We start from the raw sequence: 12,076 nt of genomic DNA on the forward strand, positions 1-12,076 counted from the left end.
TCAGACGTTCCAGCCCTTCTCGGCATCGGTGCCGTTGCGGGGGTCCTCGTGGCGGGAGATGTCCTGCTCATGCGCCTTGCGGAAGAGCGGGCCCATGTCCTCAGCGACCGCCACCGCGGACATGACCGCGCCGAAGATGTCGTTGAAGCCGTCCGCGACCTGCTTCTCCAGCGGAAACTCGTTGTCGGCGCGCTCTGCGAGGATCTTCATCACGTTCGCCACCGAGGTGAGGGCGGCGGGGAGGCCTTCGACCATGGCGAGGATCTCCATGGCGTCCTCCGGGTCGTAGCTGTTCGCGGCGGATTCCATCTCCGCCGCGTGGTCCTCGAACCTGAAACCGGACATGTGCTCTCCTTCCGTGGTGGGGTCGGGGGTGGCCGGCACGAGACCGGCCGGACGCTCCGCGGTATCGCCGATGCCGTCACTGCCGTCCTGCGCGGCCTCCGCATCTGCGGCGGCCTCTTCACTCTCCTGAGCTGCGCGAATCTGGTCATCGCGCTCCGCACGCTGCTGCAGGGCGGTGCTGGTCAGAGCTGCGTAGAGGCGGCGGCCGGGGTACTGCATCCACCGCCAGCCGAGCTTCCGCCCAAGCGGGGTACTGACCAGCCCGACGACACCGAGCGCGCCGGCCAGCAGCGCGGCCACCAGGCGCCGTCCCTGGAATCGGGCGGCAGAGCGCCACAGCGCCCGCCTTGCACGCTTCCTCGCGGGAGCCTTGCGCACGTTCGCGCGCTGGTCAGCGACCGTCCCCGCGTTGCGCCGGTCCCGTTCCTTCCGCGCCTTGTCCACAGCCGCGCTGCGGGCCTTCCCCGCCCCGCGCAGCCCCTTGCCCAGGCCGCGGCCGATCGGCCCCCGACCGGCCAGGGAGGCGTTCCGGGCGCGGGACTTGGCATCCCGCCGGGCATCCGCTGCCGAGCGTCGGGCGCTGTCGGAGGCCGCGCGGCGCTGAGCACGGGACGGAGTGCTTTTCCGCTGCGCGTCCCGCAGGGCCTTGACCTGCCCCACACGGCTCCGCGGCGTTCCCCAACCCGCCGACGTGCGAGAGGAACTACCCCGCCCACCAGCAGTCTTCCGGGAGTTGGGTTTGCGGCCGGACGTGCCGAGGCTGGAGCCCGTGCGCTGGCGCGGCACCCGGCCACCAGCGCCCTTCCGGGCACCGGCCTGGACGTTGTTGCGGGTGCGGGTCTGCGACTTCGTCTTGTTGCGCCGGGCACGGGCCGCAGCAACGGTGCCGAGGACGGCGGCGCCGGTCGCGGCGACCGCAAGTGCGGCCGGACCGCCGACCAGCGCGGCCGAACCCAGCAGCGAAGCGGTGGCGTTGGTGCCGGTCAGCGCGAGTGGCACGACGGGCCAGCCGCCTGGTGTGTGCCCCACCACCGTCGTGTCAGCGGCGCTGGCCGTGTCGGGAGGCGGCGGCGGGGGGTCGGTTGCCGGCGCGGCCTCGGGGGCCTCTACCGGCTTCATCGTGGTGTCCGTCATGCTGGTGTGCACTCCTTCCGAGGAGTTCGTGAGGAGGCCCGGACGCTGCCGGCCAAAGCAACGCGTCCGGGTCTTCCGTCTTCCGTCACCGCCGGTCAGTCCTGGTGGTGACGGCGGTTCCGCTCTTCCAGCTCGTCCAGGTCCTTCATGTAGTCGGCGTGGTCCATGGCCTCGTAGTGGGCGTCCAGTTCGTCGAGTTCGGCCCTGCGGCGCTCGTATGCGGCCTGGCCCGGCCATTCCTCTGCCATGTCGTCTCCCTTCGGGTTAGGCGGCGAGTGCGTGGCCGTCGTGGCAGGTCACGCACTCACCGAGTGAGGTGGGGATGGTGTAGCCGCGGTCCAGGCCGCAGCCGGGGCAGATGCGGCGTGCGGCAAGGGCCTTGGTCAGCGCCGCCCACTTGCCGGGCGTCATCGGCCGTACAGGCAGCGCTCGTTCGAGGCGGTAGAGGTAGGCCACCCGGACGCCGCCGCGGTTGCGGCGTGAGCGCCACATGACTTGTCCGGCGACCGGCTGACCGCCCGGCCGCAGGTCGCGCGCCCGTAACTGGCGGCGCGTGGCGAGCCCTTCCGGGGCGAATCGCCAGGGGTAGGTGGGCATGCCGTACCGCGCGCCTTCCGGGTCGTAGAACCGCACGACGGCTGTCACGAGACACCCGTCAGGGCGCTGTCAGTGGAGGGGTGCGCGGCAGCGCGCGGCGGGCGCGCGGCAAGCTGCGCGGCGCGCGCGGCACGGAAGTCTCGCAGCCAGTTCCGCGCGTTACCGCCATCGACACCGAACCGCGCAGCGAGGTCGCCGGCGGTCGGCTCGACGGTCCCGTTGGAGTGCTGCAGGGCGTTCTGGTAGTGCTCCCATCCGGCCTGCTTGGCTTCCGAGCGGAACAGCGGCCCCTCACCGTTCACGGCGCCTTCAGGGGCGCCGGCAGCGTGCGGGGCGAGGTCTCCGGCCAGCCGGTCACGCAGCAGCTCAGCCTCACGAACCTGCGCAGAGACCTGCACCAACGCAGCCTCGTGCCGCTGCGCCGCCTGCTTGGCAGTGCGGGCGCGGGAGGTTAGGTCATCCAGCGCCTGCCGTGCGGTATCCGCCTCCTTCCGCAGGTCGATCAGCTGTTGCTCCGCGCGCTTGTGGGCCTCGCTCAGCTCCTGCCGCGCGCCGCCGGTAGCGGCTTCCGCGCGCTGCCGCGCGGTGTTCTCCTCGTCCCGCGCGTCTGCCGCGCGCTGCCACGCGGCCTCCGCCTCGCCCGCTGCCTTCTCGATCTGTTCGCGGAGGTTGTCGAGGTGTTCCTGCGCGGCTTCGGTGGCCTCTTCCGCGCGCTGCCGCGCGGCCTCTGCTTCCTGCCGCGCGCTTTCCGCGCGCTGCCGCGCGCTCTCGGCTTCTGCCGCGCGGGAGGAGGCTTCGGCGTGCTCGGCAGCCTCGGTGACAGCGAGCCCTTCGAGGAGTTCCAGGACCGCCGACGGGTTGCCGTAGTCGAGCTGGGCGACCTCGTCCGCGCGGGTGAGCGCGGTCAGGCGGCGGACCATCGCCAGGGCCTGCCCCCGGTCGGTCGCCACGTCGGCCTTGTCCAGGGCCTTCTGCGACTTCCGGCGGCGACGGGCCACCCGCCGCTGCCCCCGCCCGGCACCGGCGCCCGGGGACTTGAGGGTCAGGCGCAGGCGGTAGACGCGGCGTGCGGCTTTCTGCGCTCGTGCAGCGCGAGCGATGCCGCTTGCGGACTGGCCCGGGTCCAGGCCGAGGGAGGCGAACAGGGCGGCCCAGGCGTGCTGCCAGATCAGCAGCACAAGCCGCATCGGGCCCGGACGGCCACCCTCCTCCACCTCGCGCCCCTTGTCGGTGCGGTGGAGCTTGGAGCGCAGCTGAAGCTCGATCAGCCACGTCGCCAAAGGGGGGATCGCGGCCATGACGGGCCGTGCCCACCAGTTCGGGGCGTGGACGGCGTTCATCAGCGACGAAAACCCGACCAGGGTCCAGGCGGTGCGGTGCATCAGCCGCAGCTCATCCGTCCAGCCCACGGTGGGGTCGGCGGCGCGGTAGAGCATGACCAACAGCGTCATCTCCGCCGCATCGAACACGGCGATGAACGCCACCGCCAGCCACGACGAGAGCTCGGCCGTGTCGCGGGCGAAGCCCCACAGGCCATGCACCGAGACGGCGACGCCGCCCAGGGCGACGACGGCCTGCGGGCCGATCCCCGCCAGCCAAGGCGTCTTCCCACGGCGCCGGGCGATGAGCGCGATCCCGACCGCGAGGATGAGGAAGGTGACCGCTGCGGCAACGAGAAGGGGCAGCCACCCGGGCTGCCCCTCCAAGAACTTGCTGAGTGTGCTGGTCACCGGCGACGCCTCCTTCGGGGGGTGCGGTGCAGACTCCAGCCCGCCCACGCCAGCCCACCGGCCACGAGAGCGCAGCCGAGGCTGTCGAAAGCGACGGAGGCGAGAGCGACGAGGGTGAAGCCCCACCGGAAGAGCGGACTGGCCAGCTCCTTACGGAGGCTGCGGTGACGCCTTCGGGTGGTAGTCATCAGGCCACCTCCGGGGCCACCGTGGCGCGGTTGGCCAGGTGCCGGCGCGTTGTCAGGACCCGGTGCTGGGCCCGGCGGACGCGCCGGGAGTCCAGCTCGGTGGGGAGGCGGTCGAGGGCGGCGATCCGGGCGTCGAGCAGCTCGACTTCCGCGAGGATCAGCGGCATCTCCGCATCGATGGCGTCCAGTTCGGCATCCGAAGGTTCGAGCTCCGAGATGGCAGTGTCATGGACGCTGGTGAGGAGTTTGCGCGAGGTCGTCATGGTCTTCTCCAGGGCGTGTGTCAGAGGGTGCGTGGACGTCGCGGACTTCGTGGCCGACGGCATAGGCGACGGCCGCCGCGCGGGCGGCAGCCGTCAGCAGGTGGCGCGTGGCCGGGTGGTGGAGTCCGCGGATGTGGATGGACCGCGCAGCCGCCTGCTGAGCAGCGCCGGCGCGGTGTATGTCGAGGTCATCAGCCAAGGTGTGGTGACCAGGTCAGGACGGGCCCGCCGATAGCGTCCGGCGGGCCCGTCAGGTGTGAGCGGTCAGATGCCGCAGCGGGGGCAGGCGCTGTCGGGCTGCTTGTGCTCCCCGCAGTTGTTGCAGTTCATCGGCGCCTCACCGCCCGTCCGAGCCGAACAACGCGTCGTCCAGCTCGTCCTCGTTGGCCGTCGGGCCGTCCAGCGGCGGAGCAGTCCGTTCCTCGCTCATCGCCCGCCCCCGGACCGGACGCGGCGCAGGGCCTCGTCCATGTCGGGATCCGAGTCAGTGAGCTGCGCCGGTAAGACGGCGCGTACCATGCTGGTGATCACAGGTTCCTCCAGATCAGGTGCCTGTTCAGCGCCGTCCGGAGGGGCAAACTCCGGACGGCGCGCTGGTGTGTTGGGGCATTCCTGCTGCCCCACGCCGACGACCCTCCAGTCCGGAAGGGCTGGAGGGTGACGACGTGCTTGTCGGTGGGTGCCCTGAGCACGCCCACCCCCTTGCGGGGTGCCCGGGGAGCTCCCCGGGGGCATCGTCACTGCTCTGCCGGTCAGCAGGATGGCCACACCGTGCGCGGTCGTGCGCACCCCCAGAGCCGTGTAGGGGAAGCGGTGTGTGGCTGGCGGCCATGCCATCAACGGCGTAACCCGGCCGTCGCGGAGGCGATCTGTCTCATCTCGCCACATGCGTTGGAACCCTCGCTGGCCTCTCCGCAGGCCGACAGGCACCGCCCAGCCGTGTGCACCGAAGTGCATCACCTGCTGACCAGTCCTCCTGACGGCTTTCCGGTCCTTCCCCACACCCCGAACCTTCTGGGGCGGCGCGCCACCGCGTAGGGGGAGACAACGTGCGTCGACGGCGGTTCGCCCTCGCCCCCGAAGAGGGTTAGACGCCTACCCCGACCGCTGTCCCGCGTCGGCTCCGCATGATCACTATTCAGTTCACAACTAACAGGCGCTGCCTTCCGACCCGTCTCACGGGGCCCTCCGGGCTTTTGCGCAGGTCAAAGACCTGCGCGAGCTAGTGACCTAGGTCGCTTGCTCATGTCGAGAAAGCTACCTAGGTCACTTACGGCTCGTCAAGTGCTTGCGCGCTCTCTTTCGAGCTACCTAGGTCAAGTAGGCTTCTGGGGTGGACTCACAGCCGAAGAGAAAGCCCAACGCTCGCGAGATCGCCGCGCGGATGAGAGACGAGATTGCTGCGGGGACATTCGGCCCTGGGGATCGCCTCCCCGGGGGTCGGGCCTACGCGAAGAAGCTCGGTGTGTCGCTGATGACCGTGCAGAACGCCTATGCGCAGCTCCGGGAAGAGGGTCTGGTCGAAGGCGTAGCGGGCAGCGGCACCTACGTCCGTGACGCCGCTCCCGGTGAACTGGGGCCCCGCGAGTCGGCTCGACGCCTGACGGACCTCCAAGGCGAAGTTGCCCGCCTGTCGACCGAATTGGCCGACGTCGTTGAGCGCATCAAGCAGCTTGAGGCGGTCGTGAGCCCCACCGAGGGTGAGCCCGGCGCCTAGCCTCTCTCGCAGTGCGTCCGTGTTCATGTCTCAAGCGTGTCCCGGTGGGCGCACAGTCGGTACGTACTCCCGCCGCTGCTGTACCGAACTAATCCGAACTTTGGCTCGGGATCGGGGTGTTGGTCGTCCGATCCTGGCTGCGAGACTGGCCACATGGCCGAACTGAACGGGAATCCCGTCACCCTGGAGGACCTCCAGGCCCTCGCCCTGACGAACTACGGGCACTTCACCTCCATGCGGATGGAGAACGGCACCATTCGGGGGTTGTCGCTTCACCTAGACCGCTTGGTGCGGGACTGCCAGATCGTCTTCGGGGTCGACTTGGACCGCGAGCAGACGCTCAACTACATCCGCAAGGCCGCTGACGGAGTCACCGGGGTTGCTGGCCTCCGTGTCACCGTCTTTGATCCGGCGCTCGACATGGGGCGCCCCAGTGACGGCAAGGACCCGCACATCCTGGTGAACCTGCGCCCTGCGGGTGCCATGCCACCTCCGCCGCTAACCGCCAAAACCTTCACATTCACCCGCGACAACGCGGAGGTGAAGCACATCGGTCTTCACCCGCAGCTCCGACTCCGCCGCGACGCTCAACTCGCTGGATTCGACGATGCTGTCTTCGTCGAGCCGGATGGAAGGGTCTCCGAGGGCGGCACCTGGAACCTGGGCTTTGTCGCCCACGACGGGACAGTGATCTGGCCCGACGCCCCTGTGCTTCCCGGTACGACGATGCTCCTGCTGCAAGGCCTCAACGTGCCCAACCAGGTAACCAAGCCGGTGCGGCTTCCAGACCTCCCGGGCATGGCCGCGGCCTTCGCTACGAACACGACGATTGGCGTGCGCGCTGTGAGCGCGCTTGACGGCGTGCACTTTTCGACGGATCACCCCGTACTTGCCGCACTGGGAGACGCCTACGTCGGCATTCCTGGCGACCGACTGTAGGCGCGTGCCACCACCCCAGGTCGGTGATTCATGACTGAGGTAACCCATGCCACTCGTAACGAAATGGACCGGACGTGAAGTTAAGGCGCTGCGTGAAGCCGTACGAATGAGCCTCATGGAGTTCGCCGAGAAGCTGGGGGTGTCCGATCGCATCGTCTCTCGCTGGGAGGGAGATGGCGAACAAGCATCGCTGCGCATGGTGAATCAGGCGGCCTTGGACACTCTGCTCGCCAAGGCCGACCAGGATGCACAAGGCCGCTTCGTGGGCATCCTGGCGGCGGATGACGTTCCCACGCACGCAGTCATCGAGCCCGACGACGACCAGACGAGCAGCGGCGAATACGTGAAGCATCCCGGTGACGGCAAGCTCATGGCCCAGGTCCCGGAAGGGATATTCCTGTCCGGCGAGAACGACGATCCCGTGTGGGTCGACGAGTTCTACATCGACACCTTCCCGACGAGCAATGCCGACTATGCGCGGTTCTGCGCGGCCACGCAGCACTCTGTGCCTGAGCACTGGGAGAACGGCAGGTGTCCTCGTGATCTGTACGACCACCCTGTTGTGCACGTGACCTGGCGAGACGCAGACGCTTACGCCACGTGGGCTGGAAAGTCGCTACCGACAGCCGAACAGTGGGAGAAGGCGGCGCGCGGTACCGCCGGCCGGACCTTCCCGTGGGGAGACCAGAAGACTGCCGCGAAGTGCAATGTCCGAGAGACCGGCGTAGAGCGCACGACCTCCGTATCTCGATACCACAGCGGCGTCTCGCCCTACGGCGTCTACGACATGGTGGGAAACGTGTGGGAATGGCTCGCAACGGCAACTACGCCTGGCCGCTACGAACTTCGGGGCAGCGCCTTCACGAGCCCCCTCTTCCGTGGCGCGCCAGCCGCTTCCAACGACGCGAGCGACATGATGCATGACGACGACACGGGGTTCCGTTGCGTGGCAACGCCTGAGCAGATGATTCCCCCCAAGAATTGAGGGCGGTGTCGGCCCCGAGCGAGACCGGGCTTGCCTGGCGTAAGCCATGGGGGTGGCCTTGCTGTCCTGCTGCACCCGCCCACACGAAAAGCGCTTCACCTCTTTGGAGGTCTCATGAAGACACAAGATTGGTTCACGGCTGGAGTGACCTTCGGTTTAGGCTTGGTGATCATTCCTGGCCTCATCCTGACGGTCTTTCGTCTGATTGACGTTGTGGTGCAGGGGTCGCGATCGTGGCGCCATCCACGCCTCATTCCACTTCTCCCCTTTCCCTTGAAACCCCCATTTCATCGAATCGAGCGGGAGTCAAGGAGAGCGTTAGCGTTGTGCCGCTACTGCGGAAGGAAGGTGGACACGGATATAGCAACCTTCTCTGCGGTTCTAGGAAGATCCCACGCGGCAAGCCGCTGGTTCGCGAGAAATTTGCTTGTGGCACTGACAATTCACGTGGGTACATTTTGTGCCGTTGTGCTTGTGACCCAACTTGCGTGGCCAAAGGCGTCTGGTCCATGGAGACTTTCACTTGAACACCTGGTGGTACTTGCGTTAATGCTTTCCCAGATGGCCTGTGGTGGGCTCGTGCTGCTCTATGGGAGAACGGTAAACCGCAAGTGGGCGAAGATGGCTGCCGATCTGGGTGCGATTCGATGCATAGTCGGAGCACTCTCCGAGCTACGCAGTGTGATTCAGGGCAGCGGTAGCATCCTAATTGCTGTGGATCGGATAGAGAAAATCTGCACGACGCTCGGAAATTTCTCTACATCCAAGATGTTCTCGACCGCGTCGCCAACGAACTTCGAATTGCAACGCCATGTAGGATCGGTTCAACAGGAGCTACGAAAAAGCGCCGACGGCTTGTTGAGAAGGGGAAGATCGGAGGCATCCGCCGTAGTGGTCATGTTGTCCTGGTTGATTGATCGACTAATCGAGGAGCGCTGGCTAAACCTACTAGACGTGCCTCAGACGGCTGATGATGAAGTGCTTCAGACATCGTCACCAGATCCTAATGAGGACCGACGTGATGCCTGGATCGTAATGGGTGGATCGTTGCTGGCAGCCGTCGCACTGTGCATCGTGACGACGTTGGGAGTTCCTCTCACGGCAGGGATTCCCGCTGCGTTCGTCTTCCTGATGGGGCCTGCTGTGCTTATGGGTAGTCGGAAGCTTGGAGCTTCACCTCGGGGGCTGCTTACCTCCGTGCGGTCGTCTGTCGAGGGGGGCGGAGGCTCTGGGGCGGGCGGAGCTGGCAACAACCCGTGACAACCGCGGGACGTCCAAGCAGGGTCAACCCTTTGGCGATGGGTAGACATCACGCTTCAGTCCGTCGTGAGCACCCGGCGGCCCTCCTGATGCGCCTTCTCCGGGTGCGGAGGCGGCTGGAATGAACAGCCTGTGGCACAGTGGCGCAGCGCGGCCAGGGGTGATGATTCAGCGCATGGATACGGAGATCACAGTGGCTCTGATTGGTGCCGCTGGCGTGTGCGGCACCATTGCGGGCACGGTCGTGGGCGCGCGGATTCAAGCTCACGGTGGGCATGCTCAGGCTCAGGCTGCAAGAGATGCTGCCGATACCGCAGCCCAGTCTGTACGGCGACAAGCTTTACATGAGCTTCGTTGGACCACCCTCACAGCACTCCTACGGGCGGCCTCTGAGTGTATGGAGGTGACGGAGCATCTGTTCGTCTCGTCGCAGGCACGGGTCGACGTCGAGCAGGCGGAGGTCGAGAGGGCTATTCACACGTTCCGCCTTGTCTACGCTGAGGCTGAACTTGCCGCACCGCACGGCTTGGACGATTTTCTCAGGCACATGAACAGTGCAGTTATGGGGGCCTATCAAGCGGGGAAGATGCGGGCGCCGACGGAGCGAGCAATTCGCGCGCTGGAGAAGCTGACTCAGGAGGGTGATCCTGCGGCGGTTCGAGTGCAGGAATGCCTAATCCAACTCCGCGCCGCGGGGGCGCCCCTCTGGAACACGCGCCTATCAAGTCCGCCACCCGAGTACGCGGAGGTGATCGAGGCGCTGTATGCGGTGCCCCGACTTGACCGGTCACAAGTGCGGCTGCTTCTGGATAACGCAGCCGTTCCGCACGAGTTCGAGCGCCATCCCTATGGCAACGTGCGCGGTGCGCGGCAGGAGTGGGCCGAGAGGCGTAACGCGTACCGGGATGCGCGGCGGGAGCTGATCGCGGCCGCCCGAGAAACAATGAGCACGGACGAAGCGTAGGCCGGCCGGGGCTCGTCGCCTGACGTTCCTTCGCCTACTGGGGCTGCGAGGCGGCGTAGAGCGGCGGCTTTCACAAGCATGGAGAAGAAGCATCGCGCGCTACCAGTCGAGCCGCCCAGAAGCGGGAGGGGCTTGGTGGACCGGCTACACCGCAGCACCTGGATGTGAGTCGCGACTTCTTCCACGAGGCTCGCCAGGACAAGCAATCGAGGTTCTCCCCGAAGCCCATGGGCCATGTGTGGGCCACCAAGTCCCTGGCGAAGGCCGAAACAGCCCCTGACCAGGTTTTACGTGTCGGCGATTTGACGCTCTTGAAAACCGTCGTGAGGTAACCCCTCACCGTGGGTTCAAATCCCACCGCCTCCGCCGAGGTGAAGGAAGTAGCAGGTCAGAAGGGGTGCCCGGGAAACCGGGCGCCCCTTCTCGTGACTCTGTGTGTCAGCCTGTCCCACTCGATCCCACTGTCGACCAGTGCGTGCGGCCAACCTGTGGCCAGTAGCAGACGGCCGGCACGGCCTCGTTCACTCCGGCATGCCGTCAGAGTTCTGGAAGGGGCGGCCCGGCTGCGCGAACGGCCCGTCGCTAGGTCCTAGGCGGCACTCGTTCGACCCTTTCCACCAGGACTTCTGGCCGAGCACCCAGAAGTAGAGGTCATTCAGATCAGGTGGCCACAGCACGACTCCAGTCCCTCCGATGTCGCCGTAGGCGTTCGTTCGAGCAAGTGGCTTGAGCATGTCCATGAGCTCAAGGCCGCTGGTGTGTCCGGCGAATGCTGCTGTCGTGGCTGCGGTGACAAGATCCGCCAACTGCAGATGCGGGACATGGTGGGAGGGTGCCGTAACGATGGGCATGATGACTCGCTCAGGTTTGGCGTACCGCGTCCCTGCGGTCGTCAGGTCGAGCGCTTGAGCTAACCACTTGCTGTGGTCCGCAGCACCTCCGCCGGGGACGTCAGCGATGACGACGCCTCGTTCGTCATAGGTGCGGAGATGGCGTTCTATGCGCTCGTACAGGTACTTGAGGATCTCCCCGGCGGCTTCGTGCTTGTCCCAGGTGACTTTGCTTCGGTCCCAAATGACCACCGCGGTCCGTACTTCGCAGCGTGCTGCTATCTCCAGCATCTTGCGGCGTTGCTCTTTGACGGTGGGGCCGCCTGCTTTAGCGAGGAAGCTGCCCCGGGGTGAGTTCCATTTGAACTCCTGGTCATCAGGCATGCCGATCTCGGCTCGCAGAAGGTCGATCTCCTTGGTGTACTCAGAGACCTGATGTTCCGGGAATATCACCGCTCCGACGGAAACCAGCTCGCCAAGGTGCTCTCGGCGCGGGTCACTCTGACCGCTGTCATCGATGAAGACTAACTGCATGTGCCGTCCCCTCCCTGTTCTACGGCCCGCCTCGGAGGCGAGGGAAGACGCCCGATGCGGGCGTCTTCCCTCTCGGAGACTGTCGAGATAATGCGAGGGTTGTGCTGATTTCGTGAAGCTGAAGGCTCAGGGAGCTCCCAGTTCCTTGTCGATGAGCTTGTTTGCCTGGTGCTGCTGACCTCGAAGGATCTTCGCGTAGAAGCGCCACAACACAGCTGGGCTATGACCGGCACGTCGTGCGACCTCGACCGGGTCGACTCCGGCTTTGATCCACAGGGAGACGCCGGCGTGACGCAGGGAGTACGGCACCTCTGCCAAGGGGGTCGCCAAGTCCTCCGCAGAGAGAACCTTTTCCCGCGCCGACTGCCATAGGCTCGTGTACTCGTTGGACGCAATACGGCCGCCACGTGCCGCTCGGAAGAGACGACCGTCATCCGCTGTGCCGTATGCCTTCAGGTGGTCACGAAGCATCCCGACGAGTACAGGCGGGATGGGTACGGGGCGTGTGCTCTTAGAGCTCGTCTCATTTGGCGAGTCTGCGGTAGCAGATGAGGGTGCAGGCGATGCTGGTGAAGGCGAGGAAGTGCTCA

At 66.5% G+C, this 12,076-nt stretch carries 12 protein-coding genes; 4 read left to right on the top strand and 8 right to left on the bottom strand.

Annotated features, from left to right (window positions below; all coding sequences use genetic code 11):
- The 6 genes from IEY56_RS13060 to IEY56_RS13085 all read right to left on the bottom strand — a co-directional run bounded on the left by IEY56_RS13060 (position 1) and on the right by IEY56_RS13085 (position 4,257).
- Positions 1 to 1,479 carry a hypothetical protein gene (locus tag IEY56_RS13060; protein ID WP_189037306.1) on the bottom strand — a complete coding sequence of 493 codons (1,479 nt, stop codon included), beginning with the start codon at positions 1,477 to 1,479 and terminating at the stop codon, positions 1 to 3.
- A gap of 95 nt (positions 1,480 to 1,574) precedes the next feature.
- Positions 1,575 to 1,727 carry a hypothetical protein gene (locus tag IEY56_RS13065; RefSeq protein ID WP_189037307.1) on the bottom strand — a complete coding sequence of 51 codons (153 nt, stop codon included), beginning with the start codon at positions 1,725 to 1,727 and terminating at the stop codon, positions 1,575 to 1,577.
- A 16-nt stretch (positions 1,728 to 1,743) separates the two neighbouring features.
- Complete coding sequence (locus IEY56_RS13070; protein WP_189037352.1) at positions 1,744 to 2,076, bottom strand: RRQRL motif-containing zinc-binding protein; 333 nt, start codon at positions 2,074 to 2,076, stop codon at positions 1,744 to 1,746.
- 44 nt (positions 2,077 to 2,120) lie between these two features.
- Positions 2,121 to 3,782, bottom strand: coding sequence for a DUF2637 domain-containing protein (locus IEY56_RS13075; protein ID WP_189037308.1), 1,662 nt, complete (start codon positions 3,780 to 3,782; stop codon positions 2,121 to 2,123).
- Between the two features lie 20 nt (positions 3,783 to 3,802).
- A complete protein-coding gene (locus tag IEY56_RS13080; protein WP_189037309.1) occupies positions 3,803 to 3,994 on the bottom strand; it encodes a hypothetical protein in 192 nt (63 codons plus the stop codon).
- Positions 3,994 to 4,257 (bottom strand): DUF6284 family protein, encoded by a 264-nt coding sequence (locus IEY56_RS13085; protein ID WP_189037310.1) that lies wholly within the window; start codon positions 4,255 to 4,257, stop codon positions 3,994 to 3,996. The genes IEY56_RS13080 and IEY56_RS13085 overlap by 1 nt, the downstream gene beginning before the upstream one ends.
- Positions 4,258 to 5,590: 1,333 nt before the next feature.
- On the opposite strand from IEY56_RS13085, the gene IEY56_RS13090 reads away from it, so the two are divergent.
- From IEY56_RS13090 to IEY56_RS13105, 4 genes are all read left to right on the top strand, one after another.
- Positions 5,591 to 5,974: a GntR family transcriptional regulator gene (locus tag IEY56_RS13090; protein ID WP_229711839.1), complete on the top strand. Its 384-nt coding sequence runs from the start codon at positions 5,591 to 5,593 to the stop codon at positions 5,972 to 5,974.
- A gap of 153 nt (positions 5,975 to 6,127) precedes the next feature.
- Positions 6,128 to 6,913 carry an aminotransferase class IV family protein gene (locus IEY56_RS13095; protein ID WP_189037311.1) on the top strand — a complete coding sequence of 262 codons (786 nt, stop codon included), beginning with the start codon at positions 6,128 to 6,130 and terminating at the stop codon, positions 6,911 to 6,913.
- 46 nt (positions 6,914 to 6,959) lie between these two features.
- Positions 6,960 to 7,898: an SUMF1/EgtB/PvdO family nonheme iron enzyme gene (locus IEY56_RS13100; RefSeq protein WP_229711840.1), complete on the top strand. Its 939-nt coding sequence runs from the start codon at positions 6,960 to 6,962 to the stop codon at positions 7,896 to 7,898.
- A 1,657-nt stretch (positions 7,899 to 9,555) separates the two neighbouring features.
- Positions 9,556 to 10,122 carry a hypothetical protein gene (locus tag IEY56_RS13105; protein ID WP_189037312.1) on the top strand — a complete coding sequence of 189 codons (567 nt, stop codon included), beginning with the start codon at positions 9,556 to 9,558 and terminating at the stop codon, positions 10,120 to 10,122.
- Positions 10,123 to 10,643: 521 nt separating this feature from the next.
- Here IEY56_RS13105 and IEY56_RS13110 read toward each other — a convergent pair.
- Both IEY56_RS13110 and IEY56_RS13115 read right to left on the bottom strand, forming a co-directional pair.
- Complete coding sequence (locus tag IEY56_RS13110; protein WP_189037313.1) at positions 10,644 to 11,486, bottom strand: DUF3800 domain-containing protein; 843 nt, start codon at positions 11,484 to 11,486, stop codon at positions 10,644 to 10,646.
- Between the two features lie 126 nt (positions 11,487 to 11,612).
- Positions 11,613 to 11,957 (bottom strand): site-specific integrase, encoded by a 345-nt coding sequence (locus tag IEY56_RS13115; RefSeq protein ID WP_229711841.1) that lies wholly within the window; start codon positions 11,955 to 11,957, stop codon positions 11,613 to 11,615.
- Positions 11,958 to 12,076: the final 119 nt, after the last annotated feature.

It is taken from the genome of Streptomyces daqingensis (genome assembly GCF_014645895.1).
GTDB classification, from domain to species: domain Bacteria; phylum Actinomycetota; class Actinomycetes; order Streptomycetales; family Streptomycetaceae; genus Streptomyces; species Streptomyces daqingensis.

Bases quoted from the DNA above. Each gene is read 5' to 3' on its own strand.
- IEY56_RS13060 (WP_189037306.1), bottom strand. From the start codon at position 1,479: ATGACGGACACCACGATGAAGCCGGTAGAGGCCCCCGAGGCCGCGCCG.
- IEY56_RS13065 (WP_189037307.1), bottom strand. From the start codon at position 1,727: ATGGCAGAGGAATGGCCGGGCCAGGCCGCATACGAGCGCCGCAGGGCC.
- IEY56_RS13070 (WP_189037352.1), bottom strand. From the start codon at position 2,076: ATGCCCACCTACCCCTGGCGATTCGCCCCGGAAGGGCTCGCCACGCGC.
- IEY56_RS13080 (WP_189037309.1), bottom strand. From the start codon at position 3,994: ATGACTACCACCCGAAGGCGTCACCGCAGCCTCCGTAAGGAGCTGGCC.
- IEY56_RS13085 (WP_189037310.1), bottom strand. From the start codon at position 4,257: ATGACGACCTCGCGCAAACTCCTCACCAGCGTCCATGACACTGCCATC.
- IEY56_RS13095 (WP_189037311.1), top strand. From the start codon at position 6,128: ATGGCCGAACTGAACGGGAATCCCGTCACCCTGGAGGACCTCCAGGCC.
- IEY56_RS13100 (WP_229711840.1), top strand. From the start codon at position 6,960: ATGCCACTCGTAACGAAATGGACCGGACGTGAAGTTAAGGCGCTGCGT.
- IEY56_RS13105 (WP_189037312.1), top strand. From the start codon at position 9,556: ATGGAGGTGACGGAGCATCTGTTCGTCTCGTCGCAGGCACGGGTCGAC.
- IEY56_RS13110 (WP_189037313.1), bottom strand. From the start codon at position 11,486: ATGCAGTTAGTCTTCATCGATGACAGCGGTCAGAGTGACCCGCGCCGA.
- IEY56_RS13115 (WP_229711841.1), bottom strand. From the start codon at position 11,957: ATGCTTCGTGACCACCTGAAGGCATACGGCACAGCGGATGACGGTCGT.